Origin of the sequence: Streptococcus oralis (assembly GCF_001578705.1) — a bacterium.
In the GTDB taxonomy this organism is placed as follows: Bacteria; Bacillota; Bacilli; order Lactobacillales; family Streptococcaceae; genus Streptococcus; species Streptococcus oralis_J.
The window spans coordinates 55466-76120 of record NZ_KQ969038.1 but is presented as its reverse complement, the minus strand read 5'-3'; the positions used below and the strand labels follow the sequence as shown (position 1 = coordinate 76120).

The following is a 20655-nucleotide window of genomic DNA, read 5'->3' as shown; positions in this document are numbered from 1 at the left end:
ATGGCAGAAAGAATCGAAAAAACAAGCCAGTTATTGCAAACGAAATTTAAAGGTTTTTCACGTGTGGAAAAAGCCTTCTATGTTTCGATTGCAGTTACAATGATTATCCTGGCAATTAGCGTTGTGTTTATGCAGACCAAGCTATTACAAGTTCAGAATGAATTGACCAAGGTCAATGCTCAAATCGAAGAAAAGAAAACAGAGCTAGACGATGCTAAGCAAGAGGTCAATGAATTGATTCGTTCAGAACGTTTGAAAGAAATTGCAAACTCTAAGGATTTGCAGCTGAATAACGAAAATATCCGAGTGGCGGAGTAGAAAATGAAACAATGGAAAGAAAAAATCATCCGTTATGCCGTTCGCAATCGCAAATCTCCAAAAGAAAACCGCAGAAGAGTAGGGAAAAGTCTGAGTTTATTGGCTGTTATACTCTTCGCTGTCTTTTTGGTTAACTTTGCGGTCATCATCGGAACAGGTAAAAAATTTGGTAAGGACTTGGTTCAAGAAGCCAAAAAGGTTCACCAAACAACCAGGACCATTCCTGCAAAACGGGGAACCATTTATGATCGAAATGGAACGCCTATTGCAGAAGATGCGACCTCTTATAACATCTATGCTGTGATTGACAAGACCTACAAGTCAGCAACAGGCAAAATTCTCTATGTAGAGGATTCGCAGTTTAGTAAGGTGGCAGAGATTTTCCATAAATACCTGGATATGGAGGAGTCCTATGTCAAAGAACAGCTTTCTCAGCCAAATCTAAAACAGGTATCCTTTGGTACCAAGGGAAATGGGATTACCTATGCCAATATGATGGCTATTAAAAATGACCTCAAAACCGCTGGTGTCGAGGGAGTTGACTTTACCACTAGCCCTAACCGTAGTTATCCCAATGGACAGTTTGCTTCTTCCTTTATCGGTTTAGCACAACTCCATGAAAATGAAGATGGTACCAAACGATTGATTGGAACGTCTGGTTTGGAGAGTTCTTTAAATAGCATTTTGGCTGGAACAGACGGCATTATTACTTATGAAAAGGATCGTCTGGGAAATATCGTTCCAGGTACAGAGCAAGCTTCGCAACAGACTGTAGATGGAAAAGATGTCTACACGACCATCTCCAGCCCTCTGCAATCCTTTATGGAGACGCAGATGGATGCCTTTCAGGAAAAAGTCAAAGGCAAGTATATGACGGCTACCTTGGTCAGCGCTAAGACAGGGGAGATCCTTGCGACAACTCAACGACCGACCTTTAATGCGGATACTAAGGATGGCATTACAGAAGACTTTGTCTGGCGTGATATCCTCTATCAAAGCAACTACGAACCAGGATCAACCATGAAGGTGATGACCTTGGCATCTGCTATTGATAATAACACCTTCCCAGGCGGAGAATATTTCAATAGCAGTGAGTTGAAGCTAGCAGATGCTACTATCAAAGACTGGGACGTAAATGAAGGGTTGACCAGTGGTGGGACAATGACCTTTTCCCAAGGTTTTGCCCATTCAAGTAATATCGGGATGACCTTGCTTGAGCAAAAGATGGGGGATGCAACATGGCTGGACTATCTTAACCGCTTTAAGTTTGGGGTGCCGACTCGCTTTGGTTTGACAGATGAGTACTCAGGACAACTACCAGCTGACAATATTGTCAATATCGGAATGAGTGCTTTTGGTCAAGGGATTTCTGTTACCCAGACTCAAATGCTTCGTGCCTTTACGGCTATTGCTAATGACGGAGTCATGTTAGAACCGAAATTTATCAGCGCTCTCTATGATCCCAATGACCAGTCTGTCCGTAAGTCTCAAAAAGAAGTTATCGGAAACCCTGTATCAAAAGAAGCAGCTTCATCCACTCGAGATCATATGGTCATGGTTGGGACAGATCCTGTACATGGAACTATGTATAACCACAGTACAGGTAAACCGACGGTCAATGTTCCAGGACAGAATGTCGCCCTCAAATCAGGTACCGCTCAGATTGCAGATGAGAAGAATGGCGGTTATTTGACAGGGATAACCAACTACATTTTCTCCGTGGTTGCCATGACTCCGGCTGAAAATCCTGATTTCATTCTTTATGTAACAGTTCAACAACCGGAGCACTATTCAGGCATCCAGTTGGGAGAATTTGCGAATCCTATTCTTGAGCGAGCTTCTGCAATGAAAGAATCCCTCAATCTTCAGTCAACTGCCAAAAACTTAGATCAGATCAGCAAGACGACAAGCTATGCCATGCCAGCTACTAAGGATATTACCCCAGGGGATTTGGCGGAAGAATTGCGTCGCAATCTTGTGCAACCAATTGTTATCGGAACAGGAACTAAAATCAAGGATCTCTCGGTTTCTGAAGGAGATAATTTAGAAGCCAACCAGCAGATCTTGATCCTATCTGATAAGGTTGAAGAGATGCCAGATATGTATGGTTGGACAGAGGAAAATGTTCAAACATTTGCCAAATGGCTGAATATTGAAATCGAATGGGAGGGTAGTGGCAAAACAGTCAAAAAACAGAGTGTTCGCGCCAATACCGCTCTCAAGGATATAAAAAATTTGAAAGTAACTTTAGGAGATTAACATGATTAGTTCCATTAGTGCTGGAATTCTGACCTTTTTATTGACCTTAATTGGCATTCCAGCCTTTATCCGATTTTATCGAAAAGCACAGATTACAGGACAGCAGATGCACGAGGATGTCAAGCAGCATCAAGCAAAGGCTGGAACTCCAACCATGGGAGGGCTTGTCTTTCTTATCGTTGCAGTAGTGGTGAGCTTCCTTGTCGCTCTCTTTAGCCAACAATTGACCAACAATGTTGGCATGATTTTGTTTATCTTAGTTTTATATGGCTTGGTAGGCTTTTTGGATGATTTTCTCAAGGTCTTTCGCAAGATCAACGAAGGCTTGAATCCCAAGCAAAAGCTTGCTCTCCAGCTGCTTGGAGGAGTGATTTTCTACCTCTTTTATGAGCGTGGTGGCGACATGCTTTCAGTCTTTGGCTACCAAGTACATCTGGGTATTTTCTATATTTTCTTTGCCCTTTTCTGGCTGGTCGGTTTTTCCAATGCGGTGAACTTAACAGATGGAATTGATGGTTTAGCCAGCATATCAGTGGTCATCAGTTTGTCTGCGTATGGTGTTATTGCTTATGTGCAAAACCAGCTGGATATCCTGCTTGTGATTCTTGCCATGATTGGTGGTTTGTTAGGCTTCTTTGTCTTTAACCACAAGCCTGCCAAGGTTTTCATGGGAGATGTGGGAAGTTTGGCTCTGGGTGGAATGCTAGCAGCTATTTCTATGGCTCTCCACCAAGAATGGACGCTCTTGTTGATTGGGATTATCTATGTCTTTGAGACAAGCTCTGTTATGATGCAGGTTACCTATTTCAAACTTAGTGGTGGAAAACGAATTTTTCGTATGACTCCTGTGCATCACCATTTTGAGCTTGGAGGATTTTCAGGTAAGGGAAATCCCTGGAGCGAGTGGAAGGTTGATTTCTTCTTTTGGGGAGTTGGGCTTCTAGCAAGTCTCTTGACCCTAGCTGTTTTATACCTGCTGTAATAATAACCTTTAAGCACACAAAAACAGGATGAAGTTGTTCTTCATCCTGTTTTTGTGTGCTTAAAGGTTAGTTAGAGTCATCCTTTCTTCCTTTTAACATAAAAGTGGCTGTGAGGGCTAGGCTGAGGCCTGCTAAAAAGAGGAGTGGGTTGGACGTTTCTCCTGTTGCTGGAAGTTCTTCTTTAGGAGAATGATTCCCAGTTTTAGCAAGGTTAGAACTAGCTGAAAGTTGTTCAGTCTCGTGTGCCAAGATTTCTGTATCTGAAGTACTTGGTTTTTCCTCTGTGTTAGAGGTTGTTCCAATAGCTTGATAGACGATAGCATAGGTACTGAAATGACTAGTGATGAATTCTGCCTTTCCTTCTCGAACGGTGAAATTAAGGGCTTGTAACTCCTTGGTCGGAGTGATGTAGTAGATATTTTCTACGCTAGCTGAAATAGGCAAGCGAACCAGAACAGAGCCTTTTGGCTGCAGGCTATGATCGGTTGGATTTTTAAGTTGTAGGTCGTAAGCATCATAGGTCTTGCCAAAGAGTTCCTGAGCTAGGACACGTCGGCTAGAGATGTGAGAAATTCCTTCTAAGTCGGCAACTCCACCGATAATTTCGACACCCGTCTTTTTATCTTTCAAGGTGCGTAGCTGATACTCAGGTCGGATGAGGGTTGGAGCGGCCTGAACTCCACTAGTTCCGATAGGGTCAGTGTACTCAGGTTTTTCAACAGTAGGAGCTTCCTCTTGACCTGCTGTTCCGATAGGTTGGGTGTATTCGGGCTTTTCTACAGTAGGAGACTCTTCTTGTCCCGCTGTTCCGATAGGTTTGGTATATTCTGGAATTTCAACAGTAGGTGGCTCTTCTTGCCCAGCAGTTCCGATAGGGTCGGTATACTCCGGAATTTCTACTATAGGTGGCTCTTCTTGCCCTGCGGTTCCGATAGGATCGGTGTATTCAGGTTTTTCAACAGTAGGAGCTGGTTCGTCCCCCTTGCTTGTAGTTGGCTGCTTCTCGTCCTTTTTAGTAAAGACGGCTACGACAGGACTGCTAGTGGTAGTTCCTTGAATAGCATATGCTTCTATCGCTTTTCCGGCTTGTCGATCAGTGGCATCAGGGATTGGGATTTGAACTTGATTGTCTTGGACTGATAGCACGGTCTGATCTCCACTTGTAACCAGATGCGTTTCATCCACCTTGCGTAAGACTAGAGGATCTTTGACACCTGGGAAGGTCACTGCGATGGCTTCCCAATCTCCAGCTGGTAGGCTTAAGGAAATGGTTTTGTCATTTTCCTTAAGAGGCGCGATGCTCGGACTATCTAGACCAACAGCAGGGGCTTTGATGATATCAAAGGAGTCTAGAGAAATTTTCTTGCGCCCTTCTGGGGAATCTGGGTCAACACGTAATGTCAGAGTGTGCGGACCGTCAGTAAGATTTGTAAATTCGCCAATAAAGGCCCTCTTTTCAGTTGCACCTGACGTATAAAAGTCTAGACTTGGCATTTCTTTGCCATCTAGTGTCACAAGCGCTTTACCTAGCTCGGTAGTTTTCAAGCCATAGATACGAATGCCTGTACCAGTAAAGGAAATAGTTGCCTGAGCTTCTGAAGCTGCACTAGAGTCGCTGTTGTTGATGTCAGCGTATTTTTCCGTACCACCGTAGAGTTCAGGGTCAGACCAGTCCTTAAACTGGGAACCATATTGGATGCGCGAATCACGATCATCTATTTTTTCAATCGTGTTACCTGCTCCTGCTAGAATCTTGAAGTAGTCTAATGAAATTTTCGAGCGCTCACTACCACGTCCTTTGTGCTCACGTTTAACACTAAGAGTCAATGTATGAGGTCCGTCAGACAATCCTGCGAAGCGACCAATGAGACTACCTTTTTCAGTTGCCCCAGCAGTATGGAAGTCAAGCTCTCCGACCTCTTTACCATCAATTTTAGCAGTGGCAAGGCCTAGTTCAGACGATTTCAGTCCATAGATTTCGATACCAACACCAGTGAAAGGAATAGTAGCAGTCACGTCTTTGTCTGAGTAGTCTCCTTTTGAAAGGTCAGCAAATTTCTCTGTTCCTCCAAACAATTCTGAGTCTGCCCAGTTTCCAAAGGCAGCTCCGTACTGGATACGGCTATCTCGGTCATCCATCAACTCGCTGTATGTTTCGACAGTGGCCTGCTCAGACACTTGTGTGGCAAGCTCGCCTAGCATAGCCTTGACGGTATAGGTATAGGCATGTTGAGGATTGAGTGATCGGTCAATAAAGTGGGTTTGATTGGTTACAAATTCTCTGGTCGCAGAAGTTTGGCCAGTTTCGTCTTTCACTTGTCTTTGGATGACATAGTGGGTAGCGCCTTCTATCTGATTGAAAGTGAGTTCGGCAGTGACTCCATTTTGTCGAACTGCTGTTAGACTGGTTACACGACCAGGGAAGTGTTCAAAGGTAATGACGTCACCTTTTTGTGTTGCCAGTTGGATGCGATTGTTTTTGAGAATCGTTGCCTTGACTGGCTTGCCATTGACCTTGATCTGACTGGCTTCGATGTTTGGATAGTCTACAACCAGGTCTCCGCCGACATTTGAAAGGAAGGACAAGCTTTGCAAGTTCTTATCTTTCCACTTCATGCTGACTTCAAAGTTACCTCGAGCAACCAAGCCAGAAACTTGACCGTCTTTCCATGCATCTGGAAGGGCTGGCAATGGTGCAATGTAGCCAGTGTGTGATTGGAGAAGCATTTCTGCCATCCCACTGGTTGCTCCAAAGTTGCCATCAATTTGGAAAGGCGCGTGGGTATCCCAAAGGTTTTCTAGGGTTGAATACTTGAGCTGTTCAGCGAGCAAGCGATGGGCACGGTTACCGTCCAACAAACGAGCCCAGAGGTTGATTTTATTGGCCTTAGACCAACCCGTACCACCATCTCCACGGTGGTTCAAGGTAGCACGCGCAGCTTCTAGATATTCAGCCTGGTCCTTGCTAAAGAGCGTACCTGGGAAGAGACCAACTAGATGGGAAACGTGGCGGTGATGATTTTCAATCCCTTCATTGGTGAATTGCGGACTGTCCTCCTCGTACCATTCCTTGATGCGTCCCTCTTTGTTGATGTGAAGCGGTTTGAGTTTGTCAAATTTAGCCTTGATCTCTGTGACTAAGTCTTTGTCGACATTCAGATGGTTGGCGACTTCCATGTAGTCGTGGAATAGCTGCCAGACTAGCGATTGGTCAAAGGTGTTTCCGATGGTGATGGTTCCGTGTTCTGGTGAGTAGGATGGAGAAGACACCCAACGGTCACTGGCCTGGTCATAGTGCAAGAAGGAGTTCCAGAACTTAGCAGTCTCTTTCAACATAGGATAGATCTTTTCTTTGAGATAGGTCTCATCCTTGGTAAATTTATAATAGTCATAGACGTTCTGCATCATCCAAGCATTAGCAGCTGGAGACCAACCCCAATAGTAATTCCAGCCTGGAGTAGTCCAGCCAAATGGTGTCGCCTGGGTGTGGACCAGCCAGCCATTTTCTTGTCCGTCTTTGGATTCGATACCAGCGTATTCCTTAGCAGCGATACGGCCATAGTAACGCATATCGTCAATGTAATTGATCATTGGCTTGGCTGTTTCAGCAAGGTTGCTCATGTAGGCTGGCCAATAGTTCATTTGCAAATTGACATTGAGGTGGTAGTCAGCGTTCCAAGGTGGATTGTCTACAGCATTCCAGACTCCTTGTAGGTTTGCAGGAAGGGCATCTGTCCGATCACGAGACGAACTGATGAGTAGATATCGGCCATATTGGAAGAAGAGTTCTTCCAATTTTTGCCCTTTTTCTGGATTATAGCCTTGAAGGGCCTCTTTTGTCGTTTGAGCAGTCTTGTTTCCGCCTAGATTTAGTTTGACGCGGTTAAAGAGACTTTGATAGTCCTTGATATGATTATTTTTTAGAGTTTCATAATCTTTTGCCTTGGCAGATTCGATGATCGATTTGACAGTTTTTTCTAGATCAATATCCTTACGATAGTTGGTTTTTGGATTTTGAGCAAAATTGGTCTTGGCACTGAGTAAAAGGGTTGCATAGCTGGCTCCAGTGACAGTCAAGTAGCCATCTTGGGCAGTAACTTGTCCGTCTGTCTTGATTCCAAGATAGGAGGCGAATTTTAGACCATTATCTTTGACAGTACCCTTGAGTAAAATACCATTGGAGTCAGTAGTGACTACCCCCTGTTTATACTTCGAGTATTCCCAAGAATATTCACCGTTAGCAAGTAAATCTTCTGTCAAGCTATTCCAAAGGGTAAAGTCAAGTGTCTTGTTTCCTTTTTTGGTCAAGTGGGTCACAGTGACATCATCAGGATAGCTGGAGAAAGTTTCGCGTTTGAAGGTCGTCCCATCTTGGGTGTAAGAAGTGGTCGTAGTGGCTTCTGTGATATCCAGATTACGGTGATAATCAGTTACAGTATCTAGTCCTTTCTTCTGGTTATTAAAGACCATAAAGATATCTCCAAAGGCTAGGTAACGTCCATACTGGGCGTTGTTTGGTCCAACTAGATTTTGTTCAGCGAGCTGTTTAGCTTTTTGGCGGTCACCAGCTTCGAGGGCTTTACGTATCTCTGCTAAGACCTTGTAGCGATCCTTGTAGTTTCCTCCGTTATAGTCGGTGCTATCGGGTTGTGGTCCTCCTGACCAGAGGGTCTTTTCGTTGTACTGGATTCTCTCTTCGCCAATTAGGCCAAATACCTTGGCTCCCATCTCTCCGTTTCCGACAGGAAGGGCTTGCTTTTCCCATCCGTCATAGGAGGGAGCTGTTGGCTGATCGTAGTTGAGTTGATAGTTTTCTTGCTTTATCACGGGCTGATCTGCTTTTTCAGGTTCCTTATTTTCTTTAGCTTCTACAATGGCTTCTTCACTAGCTTGACTATTTGTCTTCGGAGTCTCCTCAGCTGGCTTGCTTTCGGAAACTACTGGACTTTCTGCTAGAGACGGATTTGTAGTTTCAGTAGCTTCAGCTGTTTTGGGTTCACTATCAGGCTTAGTGATAGCTTCGACAGAGGTCTGTTCAGTTTGCTTGACCTCCACACTGTCTGCGGCTACAGTGTGGTTGACTAGAAAAATAGCCCCCAGTAAAACAGAAGCAGTCCCAACCGTCAGCTTGCGGATGCTATAGCGACAGGATTTCTCCCAAAAGTGTTTTTTCATAAAACCCTCCTTCGTTTATTCGAAATCGCTTACATTTTATAAAGCAGTTCCTTTTAATTTGTTTCTGTTTATCTCCTCACCTCCCATTCTACTGGTCATCTAGCATTTGTCAAGAGGTTTTCTGCAAGAGACATATTTGTTGTTGTTTTTTCTTAAAAAAGTAGAAGAAAGAGAGGAAAGGGTGGAATTATTCGTAATTTCATAGTTCAATCTGATTTTAAGACTAGCTTAGAATTAGCTTCCCCCCCTCCCTGAAAGCGTAAAACAAACTAGTCAGGAAAGCCACTTTGTGGTATAATATAGAAGATTCAAAAAGAAACAGGAGAAAAAGAATGGATTTACTTTTAGCAATTATCTTGATTGTGCTAGCTTTTCTAGGAGGAGCTCTTGGAGGTATGTATTTGGTGCGTAAGCAAATCGAAAAAGAATTTGCGGACAACCCACGTTTGAACGCTGAGGCAGTTCGTGCTCTCTTGAGCGCAAATGGACAAAAACCAAGCGAAGCTAAGGTACAACAAGTTTACCACCAAATCATCCGCCAACAAAAAGCAGCTCTTGCTAACAATAAAAAGAAATAAATAGGAAAAGTCTGGGATGAAAGTTCCAGACTTCTCACTATGTTCAATAGTTCTCAAGGATAGGACTTTTTCCTTGCATTCTATTGATATTTGATTATGATTAAGAGAGAGGCAGTTGACATTCTATCAAGCTGTCTGTCAGTTCGTTCAGGACAAGAAATCATGATGAACTATCAATCAGAAAAAAACTAGAAAGAAGACTGTATGGATAATCGACCAATTGGTTTTTTGGATTCGGGTGTCGGGGGCTTGACCGTTGTTCGTGAGCTCATGCGCCAGCTTCCTCATGAAGAAATCGTCTATATTGGAGATTCGGCGCGGGCGCCTTATGGCCCCCGTCCTGCTGAGCAAATTCGTGAATATACTTGGCAGTTGGTCAACTTTCTCTTGACCAAGGATGTCAAGATGATTGTCATTGCTTGTAATACTGCGACTGCGGTCGTCTGGGAAGAAATCAAGGCTCAACTAGACATTCCTGTCCTAGGTGTGATTTTACCAGGAGCTTCGGCAGCCATCAAGTCCAGTCAAGGTGGGAAAATCGGAGTGATTGGAACACCCATGACGGTCCAATCAGACATCTACCGTCAAAAAATTCATGATCTGGATCCGGACTTACAGGTGGAGAGTTTGGCCTGTCCCAAGTTTGCCCCCTTGGTGGAGTCTGGTGCCCTATCAACCAGTGTGACCAAGAAAGTGGTTTATGAAACTCTGCGTCCCTTGGTCGGAAAAGTGGATAGCCTGATTTTGGGTTGTACCCATTATCCGCTCCTTCGCCCCATCATCCAAAATGTCATGGGACCTAAGGTTCAGCTCATCGATAGTGGGGCAGAGTGTGTGCGGGATATCTCGGTTTTACTGAACTATTTTGAAATCAATCGTAGCCGAGATGCTGGACCTCTTCAACATCGTTTTTACACAACAGCCAATAGCCAAAGTTTTGCCCAGATTGGAGCAGAATGGCTGGAAAAAGAGATTCATGTGGAGCATGTAACATTATGACAAACAAAATTTATGAATATAAGGACGACCAGGACTGGTATGTCGGTGTCTGGGACGTCTATGGAGGCATCTACAGTCTCATCAAAGATCCGCTTAATCTTGATTTTATGGATTTGGCGCGGATTTTTCGTGATGAGGAAAATGGCTTTCCAATTACGATAACGGTGATGCGCTGGTCTTCTAACTTTCGTCTGCTCTCTTTTATCGTCGAGATTTTAAATGCAGAAGCAGGACGTAACTTGGAAGTCATCCAACGTCAGGGAGCCCTGCTCTTGGTTGAAAATGGAAAGCTTTTGCATGTAGAATTGCCTAAAGAAGGTGTTGATGTAGAAGCCTTCTTTGAAACTAGTAAGGTTAGGGAAACCTTGTTGATTGCGACTCGTAACGAAGGCAAGACCAAGGAGTTCCGAGCCATCTTTGACAAACTAGGCTACGACGTGGAAAATCTCAATGACTATCCTGACCTGCCTGAAGTAGCTGAAACAGGCATGACCTTTGAAGAAAATGCCCGCCTCAAGGCAGAAACCATTTCCAAATTAACTGGCAAGATGGTTTTGGCAGACGACTCAGGTCTCAAAGTCGATGTCCTCGGTGGCTTGCCAGGTGTCTGGTCAGCCCGTTTTGCAGGTGTGGAAGCGACTGATCGTGAAAACAACGCCAAACTCTTGCACGAATTGGCCATGGTCTTTGATCTCAAGGACCGTTCGGCTCAATTCCACACAACTCTAGTTGTAGCCAGTCCAAACAAGGAAAGCTTGGTTGTTGAAGCTGACTGGCCAGGTTATATCAACTTTGAACCCAAGGGTGAAAATGGTTTTGGTTATGATCCTCTTTTCCTTGTGGGAGAGACAGGCAAATCCTCAGCTGAATTAACCCTTGAAGAAAAAAATAGCCAATCCCACCGTGCCTTAGCCGTTAAGAAACTTTTGGAGGTATTTCCATCATGGCAAAGCAAACCATCATTGTAATGAGTGATTCCCATGGCGATAGCTTGATTGTGGAAGAAATTCGTGACCGCTATCTGGGGAAAGTTGATGCCATTTTTCACGATGGTGACTCAGAACTCCGTCCAGACTCTCCGCTTTGGGAAGGCATCCATGTCGTCAAAGGCAACATGGATTTTTATGCTGGCTACCCAGAACGTTTGGTGACTCAACTTGGTCCGACCAAGATCATCCAGACGCATGGACACTTGTTTGATATCAATTTCAACTTTCAAAAGTTGGACTACTGGGCTCAGGAAGAAGATGCCGATATCTGTCTCTATGGTCACTTGCATGTGCCAAATGCTTGGATGGAAGGCAAAACACTCTTTTTAAATCCAGGATCCATCAGCCAACCACGAGGAACCATTAGAGAATGTCTCTATGCTCGAGTGGAGATTGATGATAGCTATTTCAAAGTAGACTTTTTGACACGTGACCATGAGGTTTATCCAGGCTTGTCCAAGGAGTTTGCTCGATGATTGCCAAGGAATTTGAAGCATTTTTATTGGAGCAGGAAGAGACTTTTCTTACCCCTGCTGAGAATCTAGCAGCTTTGATTGATACCCATAATGCTGACCATGCGATTTTAGTGTTGAGCCAAATCACTTATACCCGTATCCCTGTTGTGACCTTTGACAAACGCTTTGTTGGAACCATTGGGCTGAGAGACATTTTGGCTTATCAAATGGAGCAAGGTTTGACAGATGAACAGATGGCAAAGACAGACATCGTCAATATGACTAAGACAGATGTGGCAGTTGTCGCTCCAGACTATAACATCACAGAGGTCCTCCATAAACTGGTGGATGAACCCTTCTTGCCAGTGGTAGATGATGAAGGGATTTTTCAAGGAATCATCACGCGCAAGTCTATCCTCAAGGCCGTTAATGCCCTCTTGCATGACTTTAGTAAGGAATATGAGATTCGATGCAAATGAGAGATAGGATTTCAGACTTTTTAGAGGGAAAGCAGGGTTTGTCTGCCAATTCCAAGCAGTCCTATAGATATGATCTGGAACAGTTTTTAGACATGGTAGGGGAACGGATCTCTGAGACCAGTCTCAAGATTTACCAAGCCCAGCTAGCCAATCTAAAAATCAGCGCCCAGAAGCGAAAACTTTCGGCCTGTAACCAATTTCTCTACTTTCTCTATCGAAAAGAAGAAGTGGACAGTTTTTACCGTCTGGAATTAGCCAAACAAGCTGAAAAGAAGACTGAAAAGCCAGAGATTCTAGACCTAGACTCTTTTTGGCAGGAAAGTAATCATCCAGAAGGACGTTTGCTGGCGCTTCTTATCTTGGAAATAGGGCTCTTACCAAGTGAGATTTTAGCCCTTAAGGTTGCAGATATCAATCTGGATTTTCAGGTGTTGCGAATTAACAAGGCTTCCCAACAGAGGATTGTCACCATTCCCACGACCTTGCTTCCAGAATTGGAACCCTTGATGGGGCAGACCTATCTCTTTGAAAGGGGAGGGAAAGCCTATTCTCGTCAGTGGGCCTTTCGTCAGCTGGAGTCCTTTGTTAAGGAGAAAGGTTTCCCAACCCTATCAGCCCAAGCCTTGCGAGAACAGTTCATTCTAAGACAGATAGAAAAGAAGGTCGATTTGTACGAAATTGCAAAAAAATTAGGATTAAAAACAGTCCTGACCTTAGAAAAATATAGATAATGGATATTAAATTAAAAGATTTTGAAGGGCCCCTGGACCTGCTCTTGCACCTAGTCTCAAAGTACCAGATGGATATCTACGATGTGCCCATTACAGAAGTTATCGAACAGTATCTAGCCTATGTCTCAACCCTGCAGGCCATGCGTCTGGAAGTGACGGGCGAGTATATGGTCATGGCTAGTCAGCTCATGCTGATCAAGAGTCGCAAGCTCTTGCCAAAGGTAGCAGAAGTGACAGACTTGGAGGATGATCTGGAGCAGGACCTTCTCTCTCAAATCGAAGAATACCGCAAGTTCAAGCTCTTGGGTGAGCACTTGGAGGCTAAGCACCAAGATCGGGCCCAGTACTATTCCAAAGCGCCGACAGAGTTGATTTACGAAGATGCGGAGCTTGTGCATGACAAGACGACCATTGACCTCTTTTTGGCTTTTTCAAATATCCTAGCCAAGAAAAAAGAGGAGTTCGCACAAAATCACACGACTATCCTGCGAGATGAGTATAAGATTGAGGACATGATGGTCATCGTAAAAGAGTCCTTGTCTGGACGAGACCAGTTGCGCTTGCAGGATTTGTTCAAGGAAGCCCAGAATGTACAAGAGGTCATTACCCTCTTTTTGGCAACCCTAGAGTTAATCAAAACTCAGGAACTGATCCTCGTGCAAGAGGAGAGTTTCGGAGATATCTATCTTATGGAAAAGAAGGAAGAAAGTCAAGAGGCACAAAGCTAGACTTGATAGAGAGGAAAGATGAGTACTTTAGCAGAAATAGAAGCGCTCTTGTTTGTGGCAGGTGAAGATGGGATTCGGGTTCGTCAGTTGGCTGAACTCCTCTCACTTCCCCCGACAGGCATCCAACAGAGTTTAGAAAAATTAGCCCATAAGTATGAAAATGACCCAGATTCCAGTTTGGCTTTGATTGAGACAGGTGGAGCTTACAGATTGGTCACCAAGCCTCAATTTGCAGAGATTTTGAAGGAATACTCCAAGGCGCCTATCAACCAGAGTTTGTCTCGGGCTGCCCTTGAGACCTTGTCCATCATTGCCTACAAGCAACCGATTACCCGAATTGAGATTGATGCTATTCGTGGGGTCAATTCTAGTGGAGCTCTAGCTAAGCTACAAGCTTTTGAATTAATAAGAGAAGATGGAAAAAAAGAAGTTTTGGGCCGCCCTAATCTCTATGTGACTACGGATTATTTCCTAGATTACATGGGGATTAACCATTTGGAAGAACTGCCAGTGATTGATGAGCTTGAGATTCAAGCCCAAGAAAGCCAATTATTTGGTGAAAGGATAGAAGAAGATGAGAATCAATAAATATATTGCCCACGCAGGTGTGGCCAGTAGGAGAAAAGCAGAAGAGTTGATCAAGCAAGGCTTGGTAACCGTCAACGGACAGGTAGTACGTGAACTCGCAACCACCATCAAGTCTGGCGATAAGGTCGAAGTTGAAGGTCAACCTATCTATAACGAAGAAAAGGTCTACTACCTGCTCAACAAACCACGCGGTGTGATTTCCAGTGTGACAGATGACAAGGGCCGCAAGACAGTTGTCGATCTCTTGCCCAATGTGAAAGAGCGTATTTACCCTGTGGGGCGTTTGGACTGGGATACATCCGGTGTCTTGATTTTGACCAATGATGGTGATTTTACAGATGAGATGATTCACCCCCGTAATGAGATTGACAAGGTCTATGTCGCGCGTGTTAAAGGTGTGGCCAACAAAGAAAATCTCCGCCCCTTGACCCGTGGTCTTGAGATTGATGGCAAGAAAACCAAGCCAGCTGTCTATGAGATTCTCAAAGTGGATCCAGTCAAAAACCGCTCAGTGGTACAGTTGACCATCCATGAAGGGCGTAATCATCAGGTTAAAAAGATGTTTGAAGCCGTCGGTCTTCAAGTGGATAAGTTGTCTCGGACACGTTTTGGACACTTAGACTTGACAGGTCTTCGTCCAGGAGAATCCCGTCGCCTTAATAAAAAAGAAATCAGCCAACTACACACTATGGCTGTAACCAAGAAATAATGAAACGAATCTTAATAGCGCCTGTACGCTTTTACCAACGTTTTATCTCACCAGCCTTTCCACCTTCTTGTCGCTTTGAGCCGACTTGTTCCAACTACATGATTCAAGCCATTGAAAAGCATGGCTTCAAGGGTGTTTTGATGGGCTTGGCTCGGGTTTTGCGTTGCCACCCTTGGTCGAAAACAGGCAAGGACCTTGTCCCAGACCACTTTTCTCTCAAACGAAATCAAGAAGAAAAATAACCCAACATCATTTGATGTTGGGTTTTCTTGCTTATTTCAAAGCTTTTTGAGCGTCTTCGATCATGAGTTTAGTTGATTCAAGTCCGCCTCCGCTTAGGTACCAGAGGTCTGGTGTTAGTTGGATGATTTTACCATTTTTAGCGGCAGGAGTTTCAGCGATAAGGGCATTTTCTAGGACGCCATCGTTGCTAGAGTTGTCCCCACCGATGGCAAGGGTACGGTTGATGACAAAGAGGATGTCAGGGTTGATTTCTTTCACACTTTCAAAGCTGACTTCCTGTCCGTGGCGAGAGTCTTCAAATTGAGTATCAGTTGGTTTGAATTTCAAGGTTTGGTACAAGAAAGAGAAACGAGATTGGGCACCAAAGGCAGCCATTTTTCCTTCATTGAGGAGGATAGCAAGGGCTTTTTTGTCAGAACTTTCATTTTTAGTAGCAACTTCTTGGATGCTCTTGTCTAGGTTGGCCAATTCTTCCTTGGCTTTCTGTGTACCTGTCTCACCGAAGGCAGCAGCTAGTGATTGGATGTTGGTTTTAGTTGAAGTCCAGTAGTCGTCCTTGCTTGCTTGGAAGAGGACTGTTGGAGCGATTTCTTTGAATTTGTCTACGAATTTTTGTGTACGTGGAGAAGCAATAATCAAATCCGGTTCAAGAGCAGCGATGGCTTCTAGGTCTGGCTCAACCATAGAACCCACATTGTTGACATTTCCTGCAAGATCTTTTAGGTAAGTAGGAACAGTTTTTGTAGGCATTCCGACGATATTTTTTTCAAATCCAAGAGCACGAATAGTATCCGCAGCACCAAGGTCAAAGGTAACAATCTTTTCAGGAACTTTTGAAAGTTTGACGTCGTCTAGTGAACTTTTGATAGTTACTTCTGTTTGAGCAGAACTGCTTGTCTCTGTTTGCTTCGTAGTTTTAGTTGTACTACATGCACCAAGTAAGAGCAAGAAGCTAGCCGCTAGGGCAGTGAGATAAAGTTTAAGGGATGTTTTCATGATTTCTCCTTTTTAAAATGTGATAACGATGTAGGGGGGGCTCTTAGATAGGCTTGTTAGCTAAGAGACAGAGGGTTCTCTAACTCGAGTTTCTGAGTTACTAGCTATAGATACAGATTTTTTTGCCATTGATATCAGCCAGCGTGATGGGAATCTCATAAAGTTGACTGAGCAGGTCAGCCTGCATGATTTGAGCAGTCGTTCCCTTGCAAAAGACTTGACCGTCCTTGAAGGCAACAATTTCATCCGCATACTGGCTGGCCATGTTGATATCGTGGAGAACGATGATAATGGTCTTCCCTAGTTCCTCCACCAGTCGCCGAAGAATCTGCATCATGCTGACACTTTGCTTGATATCGAGATTGTTGAGCGGTTCGTCCAGCAAGATAAAGTCTGTATCCTGGGCTAGTACCATAGCGATAAAAACACGTTGGAGCTGTCCACCAGACAGACTATCGATGTAGCGGTCTTTTAAGTTGGTCAGTTCCAGATAGTCCAGAGTTTCTCGGATTTTTTCCCAGTCTTCTGTTCTGAGTCTACCTCGACTGTAGGGAAAACGTCCAAAGCTGACCAGTTCTTCTACAGTCAATTTGGCTTGGTAATTGATCTTCTGCTTTAGGATAGTCAGTTCTTTGGCTAGTTCTTGCGAATTCCAACTTTCAATTTCACGACCTTTGATACTGAGGATTCCTTGATCCTTCTTGGTCAGTCTGCTCATAATGGAGAGGAGAGTTGATTTTCCAGCACCATTTGGACCAATGAAGGCTGTAAGTTTATGAGGACTGACTTCAAGGGTAATGTCTTGCAAAATATCCTGTTTTTGAATGGATTTGTCAATGTTTTCTAGTTTCACCGACGTGCCCTCCTATAAAGTAAGATAAAGAATAAGAAGCCACCCACACTCTCGATGATCATGCTGATGCGAATTTCCAGTGCAAAGACTCGTTCAATAAGGGCTTGCCCCAAGGTCAAGCTAATAAATCCAATCAGAATGGCTACGATAAAGAGCAACTTGTGCCGATAATCTTTGACAATCAGGTAGGTAAGATTGGCCAGCATAAAGCCGAAGAAGGCCATAGGCCCTACCAAGGCAGTGGCTGTTGAGGTCAAAAGCACGATGCCCCAGAGGAGTTCCCTCTGTTCTTTTTCAACATCGAGTCCCAGTATCTGAGACGTTTCTCTTTGCAGGTGCAATACATCCAGAACGACTGCTTTTCGAAAGAAAAAGATTGTCAAGGCAAGGATGATCAGAGAACCGATAGCTAGGATGGAAGTGTTGAGATGCTGAAAGGAGGCAAAGAGACTGTTCTGCAGTTTATCGTATTCATTTGGATCCATCAGAACTTGTAGGAAGGTACTGATATTTCGAAAGAGACTTCCGAGGGCTAGACAGATCAGCAGAATGAAGACCAGATCTTGCTTCATCAGCGTCTTCAAGTAACCTTGTAAGGCGAGAAAGAAGAGGGATTGAAGCAGAAGCAAGACTAGGAATTCTAAGATTGGAGACTTTCCAAGCTGTAGAAATTTGCTTTCAAATATCAGTAGTAGGGTCTGAAGCAGAACATAGAAGGATTCGATTCCCAAAATACTAGGTGTCAGGAAACGATTTTCCGTCAGGGTTTGAAAACTGATGGTCGAAATCCCTGTCGCGATGGCTACCAAGAGATAAACAACCATCTTTTGGGAACGCAACTTCCAGGCAAAGGCAGACAGATGGGTGAAGGGCCAAAAGTAGAGGAGACAAGCCCCGATGGCCAGAATAATGAGAAGGCAGAAGAGTTTGGTATGTTTGCTTTTAAACTGCATCTTTTCGTCCCCCTCTCCATAGAAGTAGGATAAAGGCGAGGCTACCGATGATTCCTAGAAGGAGACTGACAGACAGCTCATAGGGCCGAATCAAGATTCGAGAGAGGATGTCGCAGGCCAGAACCAGATTGGCGCCGACCAGAGCGACGATGAGTTTGGTTTGGCCCAGATTATCTCCATAGCGCTTGCGGACGAGATTGGGAACGATGACCCCGAGAAATGGCAAGGCACCCACGGTAATCATGGTGACACTTGTCGTTAGCGCCACTAGAAAGAGGGCCAGCTTTTCAAGTAGGGAGTAAGAAATCCCCAAACTCTCACTGGTTTCCTTACCCAGATTCATGATGGTAAAGGTTTGGGATAATTTCCAAACGGCTATCAGGATAATGAGGCCTAAGAAGAGCCACTCATACTGATGGGTCTGAATCATGGAGAAGGAGCCCTGGGTCCAGGCCGTCATACTCTGAACCAGATTGAAACGATAGGCGATAACTTCTGTGATAGAACCGATAATCCCACTATAGATGATCCCAATTAAGGGCAACATCCACCTTTCCTTTACAGAAAAAATAGTCATAAAGGCTAGGAAGAAGAGGGTAAATAAGATGGATGAGCCAAAAGCAAAGAGCATCTTTTGGGTCAGACTAGCAGACGGAAAGACAAAGAGGCTCAACACCATTCCCAGTTTGGCGGCTTCTGTCGTTCCGACTGTACTCGGAGCAGCAAACTGATTTTGAGTAATGGTCTGCATGAGGAGTCCTGCCATGCTCATACTAGAGGCTGCAAGGAGAATACTGATGGTTCTTGGAAGACGCGACTCTTGAAAGAGAAGCCAGGTCTGTTGGTCAAAAGCAAAGAATTTTTCCCAAGAAAAATCACTGGTTCCAATGGTGATGGAGAGAAAGACTAGGAGTAGAAGTAAGCCTGTTAAAATATGAGAGAGTTTCATACCCCGTCCTTTCATGTAGATTTGGTATAAAAATACCCTTGGAGATAATGTAACACGATTTTTTTAATCTGTCAATAAATGTTCTGACAATTTAATGTAAAGTGATAGAAAAATTCCTGAAATAACATCTGCCCCTTTCTTTTATCGGAAAACAGAGTAAAAAACAATCTACTTTCCCTCTATCCTTCTCCTATAAAAAGTGGTAAAATGGATGAAAGAAAGAAGGAACTGAAATGACAACATTATTTTCAAAAATCAAAGAAGTAACAGAACTTGCTGCGATCTCAGGTCATGAAGCACCTGTCCGTGCCTATCTTCGTGATAAGTTGACACCGCACGTGGATGAAGTGGTGACAGATGGCTTGGGTGGTGTTTTCGGTATTAAACATTCAGAAGTTGCGGATGCACCACGCGTCTTAGTTGCTTCTCACATGGATGAAGTTGGTTTTATGGTCAGCGAGATTAAGCCAGACGGAACCTTCCGTGTGGTTGAAATCGGTGGCTGGAACCCTATGGTCGTTAGCAGCCAACGCTTTAAACTCTTTACTCGTGGCGGTCGTGAAATCCCTGTGATTTCAGGTTCTGTTCCTCCACATTTGACTCGTGGAACAGGTGGACCAACCATGCCAGCTATTTCAGATATTGTTTTTGATGGTGGTTTTGCGGACAAGGCTGAAGCAGAAAGTTTTGGCATCCGTCCTGGTGATACCATTGTCCCTGATAGCTCTGCTATCTTGACAGCCAATGAAAAAAATATCATCTCTAAAGCTTGGGACAACCGCTACGGTGTTCTCATGGTAAGCGAGCTTGCAGAAGCTTTGTCAGGCCAAAAACTGGGAAATGAACTCTATCTTGGTTCCAACGTCCAAGAAGAAGTTGGTCTCCGTGGCGCTCATACTTCTACAACTAAGTTTGACCCAGAAGTCTTCCTCGCAGTTGACTGCTCACCTGCTGGTGATGTTTATGGTGGCCAAGGCAAGATTGGGGATGGAACCTTGATTCGCTTCTACGATCCAGGCCATTTGCTCCTCCCAGGTATGAAGGATTTCCTTTTGACAACGGCTGAAGAAGCAGGTATCAAGTACCAATATTACTGTGGAAAAGGCGGAACAGACGCTGGGGCAGCTCATCTGAAAAATGGCGGTGTCCCATCTACAACCATCGGGGTCTGCGCTCGTTATATCCATTCACATCAAACACTTTATGCTATGGATGACTTTATTGAAGCTCAAGCCTTCTTGCAAGCTCTGGTGAAAAAATTGGATCGTTCAACGGTTGATTTGATTAAAAATTATTAAATATAAGGGAGGTGGTCAGGAGATGGTAGAACCAAACCTAGAAAGCCTTATAAGAGAACTCTATAATCATGCTCGTCAGGGCTTGAGTGAAGATTTAGTTGCTGCTCTCCTAGAGACTGCTAAAAAACTACCTACTACAAATGAGCAATTACTAGCAGTCCGACTCTCAGGACTTGTCAATCGTGAATTGCTCACTAATCCCAAACACCCAGCACCTGAATTGATCAACTTGGCGCGCTTTATCAAAAAAGAAGAGGCCAAGTACAGGGGCACTGCAGTTTCTGCTATCATGTTTGGAGAACTCTTTAAAATGCTTTGATTCCACTGTGAATCAAAGTATTTTTTTTATGCTCCAAAAGAAATTCTTAATGA

General features: G+C 44.1%; 20 protein-coding genes. 15 read left to right on the top strand and 5 right to left on the bottom strand.

Annotated elements, in window-relative coordinates:
- The 3 genes from ftsL to mraY are packed head-to-tail and all read left to right on the top strand — an operon-like array spanning position 1 to position 3559.
- Positions 1 to 318, top strand: a complete 318-nt coding sequence (gene ftsL / locus SORDD05_RS06210; protein ID WP_061418015.1) for a cell division protein FtsL — start codon at positions 1 to 3, stop codon at positions 316 to 318.
- A 3-nt stretch (positions 319 to 321) separates the two neighbouring features.
- Positions 322 to 2577 (top strand): penicillin-binding protein PBP2X, encoded by a 2256-nt coding sequence (pbp2X, locus tag SORDD05_RS06205; RefSeq protein WP_061418012.1) that lies wholly within the window; start codon positions 322 to 324, stop codon positions 2575 to 2577.
- A gap of 1 nt (position 2578) precedes the next feature.
- Positions 2579 to 3559, top strand: coding sequence for a phospho-N-acetylmuramoyl-pentapeptide-transferase (gene mraY, locus SORDD05_RS06200; protein WP_061418009.1), 981 nt, complete (start codon positions 2579 to 2581; stop codon positions 3557 to 3559).
- Positions 3560 to 3626: 67 nt separating this feature from the next.
- Here mraY and SORDD05_RS09865 read toward each other — a convergent pair whose 3' ends face one another.
- Positions 3627 to 8735, bottom strand: coding sequence for an SIALI-17 repeat-containing surface protein (locus tag SORDD05_RS09865; RefSeq protein WP_081102464.1), 5109 nt, complete (start codon positions 8733 to 8735; stop codon positions 3627 to 3629).
- A 332-nt stretch (positions 8736 to 9067) separates the two neighbouring features.
- On the opposite strand from SORDD05_RS09865, the gene SORDD05_RS06190 reads away from it, so the two are divergent.
- The 10 genes from SORDD05_RS06190 (at position 9068) to yidD (ending at position 15233) form a co-directional block, all read left to right on the top strand.
- Positions 9068 to 9313, top strand: a complete 246-nt coding sequence (locus tag SORDD05_RS06190; RefSeq protein ID WP_000364980.1) for a YneF family protein — start codon at positions 9068 to 9070, stop codon at positions 9311 to 9313.
- A 204-nt stretch (positions 9314 to 9517) separates the two neighbouring features.
- Positions 9518 to 10312 (top strand): glutamate racemase, encoded by a 795-nt coding sequence (gene racE, locus SORDD05_RS06185; protein WP_000370379.1) that lies wholly within the window; start codon positions 9518 to 9520, stop codon positions 10310 to 10312.
- Positions 10270 to 11280: a nucleoside-triphosphate diphosphatase gene (locus tag SORDD05_RS06180; RefSeq protein ID WP_419579802.1), complete on the top strand. Its 1011-nt coding sequence runs from the start codon at positions 10270 to 10272 to the stop codon at positions 11278 to 11280. The genes racE and SORDD05_RS06180 overlap by 43 nt, the downstream gene beginning before the upstream one ends.
- Positions 11256 to 11777: a metallophosphoesterase gene (locus SORDD05_RS06175; protein ID WP_001118939.1), complete on the top strand. Its 522-nt coding sequence runs from the start codon at positions 11256 to 11258 to the stop codon at positions 11775 to 11777. Before SORDD05_RS06180 ends, SORDD05_RS06175 begins: the two co-directional genes overlap by 25 nt.
- Entirely contained in the window at positions 11774 to 12235 is a 462-nt protein-coding gene (gene cbpB, locus SORDD05_RS06170) for a cyclic-di-AMP-binding protein CbpB (protein ID WP_000560694.1), read from the top strand. Before SORDD05_RS06175 ends, cbpB begins: the two co-directional genes overlap by 4 nt.
- Positions 12232 to 12966, top strand: a complete 735-nt coding sequence (gene xerD / locus SORDD05_RS06165) for a site-specific tyrosine recombinase XerD (RefSeq protein WP_330997262.1) — start codon at positions 12232 to 12234, stop codon at positions 12964 to 12966. Before cbpB ends, xerD begins: the two co-directional genes overlap by 4 nt.
- Positions 12966 to 13694 (top strand): segregation/condensation protein A, encoded by a 729-nt coding sequence (locus SORDD05_RS06160; protein WP_049550437.1) that lies wholly within the window; start codon positions 12966 to 12968, stop codon positions 13692 to 13694. The genes xerD and SORDD05_RS06160 overlap by 1 nt, the downstream gene beginning before the upstream one ends.
- A gap of 18 nt (positions 13695 to 13712) precedes the next feature.
- Positions 13713 to 14282, top strand: coding sequence for an SMC-Scp complex subunit ScpB (scpB, locus tag SORDD05_RS06155; RefSeq protein ID WP_061418000.1), 570 nt, complete (start codon positions 13713 to 13715; stop codon positions 14280 to 14282).
- On the top strand, positions 14269 to 14991 hold the full coding sequence (locus SORDD05_RS06150) for a pseudouridine synthase (RefSeq protein WP_001222230.1): 723 nt from the start codon (positions 14269 to 14271) through the stop codon (positions 14989 to 14991). Before scpB ends, SORDD05_RS06150 begins: the two co-directional genes overlap by 14 nt.
- Entirely contained in the window at positions 14991 to 15233 is a 243-nt protein-coding gene (gene yidD, locus SORDD05_RS06145) for a membrane protein insertion efficiency factor YidD (RefSeq protein ID WP_061417997.1), read from the top strand. Before SORDD05_RS06150 ends, yidD begins: the two co-directional genes overlap by 1 nt.
- 31 nt (positions 15234 to 15264) lie before the next feature.
- On the opposite strand, the gene SORDD05_RS06140 is transcribed toward yidD, so the two are convergent.
- The 4 genes from SORDD05_RS06140 to SORDD05_RS06125 form a co-directional block, all read right to left on the bottom strand.
- Positions 15265 to 16230: a siderophore ABC transporter substrate-binding protein gene (locus tag SORDD05_RS06140; protein WP_061417994.1), complete on the bottom strand. Its 966-nt coding sequence runs from the start codon at positions 16228 to 16230 to the stop codon at positions 15265 to 15267.
- Positions 16231 to 16330: 100 nt separating this feature from the next.
- Positions 16331 to 17083, bottom strand: coding sequence for an iron ABC transporter ATP-binding protein (locus SORDD05_RS06135; protein WP_061417991.1), 753 nt, complete (start codon positions 17081 to 17083; stop codon positions 16331 to 16333).
- Positions 17080 to 18036 carry an iron chelate uptake ABC transporter family permease subunit gene (locus tag SORDD05_RS06130; protein ID WP_061417988.1) on the bottom strand — a complete coding sequence of 319 codons (957 nt, stop codon included), beginning with the start codon at positions 18034 to 18036 and terminating at the stop codon, positions 17080 to 17082. Before SORDD05_RS06130 ends, SORDD05_RS06135 begins: the two co-directional genes overlap by 4 nt.
- Positions 18026 to 18985, bottom strand: coding sequence for an ABC transporter permease (locus tag SORDD05_RS06125; RefSeq protein ID WP_061417985.1), 960 nt, complete (start codon positions 18983 to 18985; stop codon positions 18026 to 18028). Before SORDD05_RS06125 ends, SORDD05_RS06130 begins: the two co-directional genes overlap by 11 nt.
- A gap of 233 nt (positions 18986 to 19218) precedes the next feature.
- Here SORDD05_RS06125 and pepA point away from each other — a divergent pair, with 233 nt between their 5' ends.
- Positions 19219 to 20283, top strand: coding sequence for a glutamyl aminopeptidase (pepA, locus tag SORDD05_RS06120; RefSeq protein ID WP_061417981.1), 1065 nt, complete (start codon positions 19219 to 19221; stop codon positions 20281 to 20283).
- Positions 20284 to 20305: 22 nt separating this feature from the next.
- Complete coding sequence (locus SORDD05_RS06115; RefSeq protein ID WP_061417978.1) at positions 20306 to 20602, top strand: bacteriocin immunity family protein; 297 nt, start codon at positions 20306 to 20308, stop codon at positions 20600 to 20602.
- Positions 20603 to 20655 lie beyond the last annotated feature (53 nt).

What these genes read in the sequence shown, in the direction of transcription:
- ftsL (WP_061418015.1), top strand. Translation starts at nt 1, where the DNA reads ATGGCAGAAAGAATCGAAAAAACAAGCCAGTTATTGCAAACGAAATTT.
- pbp2X (WP_061418012.1), top strand. Translation starts at nt 322, where the DNA reads ATGAAACAATGGAAAGAAAAAATCATCCGTTATGCCGTTCGCAATCGC.
- mraY (WP_061418009.1), top strand. Translation starts at nt 2,579, where the DNA reads ATGATTAGTTCCATTAGTGCTGGAATTCTGACCTTTTTATTGACCTTA.
- SORDD05_RS09865 (WP_081102464.1), bottom strand. Translation starts at nt 8,735, where the DNA reads ATGAAAAAACACTTTTGGGAGAAATCCTGTCGCTATAGCATCCGCAAG.
- SORDD05_RS06190 (WP_000364980.1), top strand. Translation starts at nt 9,068, where the DNA reads ATGGATTTACTTTTAGCAATTATCTTGATTGTGCTAGCTTTTCTAGGA.
- racE (WP_000370379.1), top strand. Translation starts at nt 9,518, where the DNA reads ATGGATAATCGACCAATTGGTTTTTTGGATTCGGGTGTCGGGGGCTTG.
- SORDD05_RS06180 (WP_419579802.1), top strand. Translation starts at nt 10,270, where the DNA reads ATGGCTGGAAAAAGAGATTCATGTGGAGCATGTAACATTATGACAAAC.
- SORDD05_RS06175 (WP_001118939.1), top strand. Translation starts at nt 11,256, where the DNA reads ATGGCAAAGCAAACCATCATTGTAATGAGTGATTCCCATGGCGATAGC.
- cbpB (WP_000560694.1), top strand. Translation starts at nt 11,774, where the DNA reads ATGATTGCCAAGGAATTTGAAGCATTTTTATTGGAGCAGGAAGAGACT.
- xerD (WP_330997262.1), top strand. Translation starts at nt 12,232, where the DNA reads ATGAGAGATAGGATTTCAGACTTTTTAGAGGGAAAGCAGGGTTTGTCT.
- SORDD05_RS06160 (WP_049550437.1), top strand. Translation starts at nt 12,966, where the DNA reads ATGGATATTAAATTAAAAGATTTTGAAGGGCCCCTGGACCTGCTCTTG.
- scpB (WP_061418000.1), top strand. Translation starts at nt 13,713, where the DNA reads ATGAGTACTTTAGCAGAAATAGAAGCGCTCTTGTTTGTGGCAGGTGAA.
- SORDD05_RS06150 (WP_001222230.1), top strand. Translation starts at nt 14,269, where the DNA reads ATGAGAATCAATAAATATATTGCCCACGCAGGTGTGGCCAGTAGGAGA.
- yidD (WP_061417997.1), top strand. Translation starts at nt 14,991, where the DNA reads ATGAAACGAATCTTAATAGCGCCTGTACGCTTTTACCAACGTTTTATC.
- SORDD05_RS06140 (WP_061417994.1), bottom strand. Translation starts at nt 16,230, where the DNA reads ATGAAAACATCCCTTAAACTTTATCTCACTGCCCTAGCGGCTAGCTTC.
- SORDD05_RS06130 (WP_061417988.1), bottom strand. Translation starts at nt 18,036, where the DNA reads ATGCAGTTTAAAAGCAAACATACCAAACTCTTCTGCCTTCTCATTATT.
- SORDD05_RS06125 (WP_061417985.1), bottom strand. Translation starts at nt 18,985, where the DNA reads ATGAAACTCTCTCATATTTTAACAGGCTTACTTCTACTCCTAGTCTTT.
- pepA (WP_061417981.1), top strand. Translation starts at nt 19,219, where the DNA reads ATGACAACATTATTTTCAAAAATCAAAGAAGTAACAGAACTTGCTGCG.
- SORDD05_RS06115 (WP_061417978.1), top strand. Translation starts at nt 20,306, where the DNA reads ATGGTAGAACCAAACCTAGAAAGCCTTATAAGAGAACTCTATAATCAT.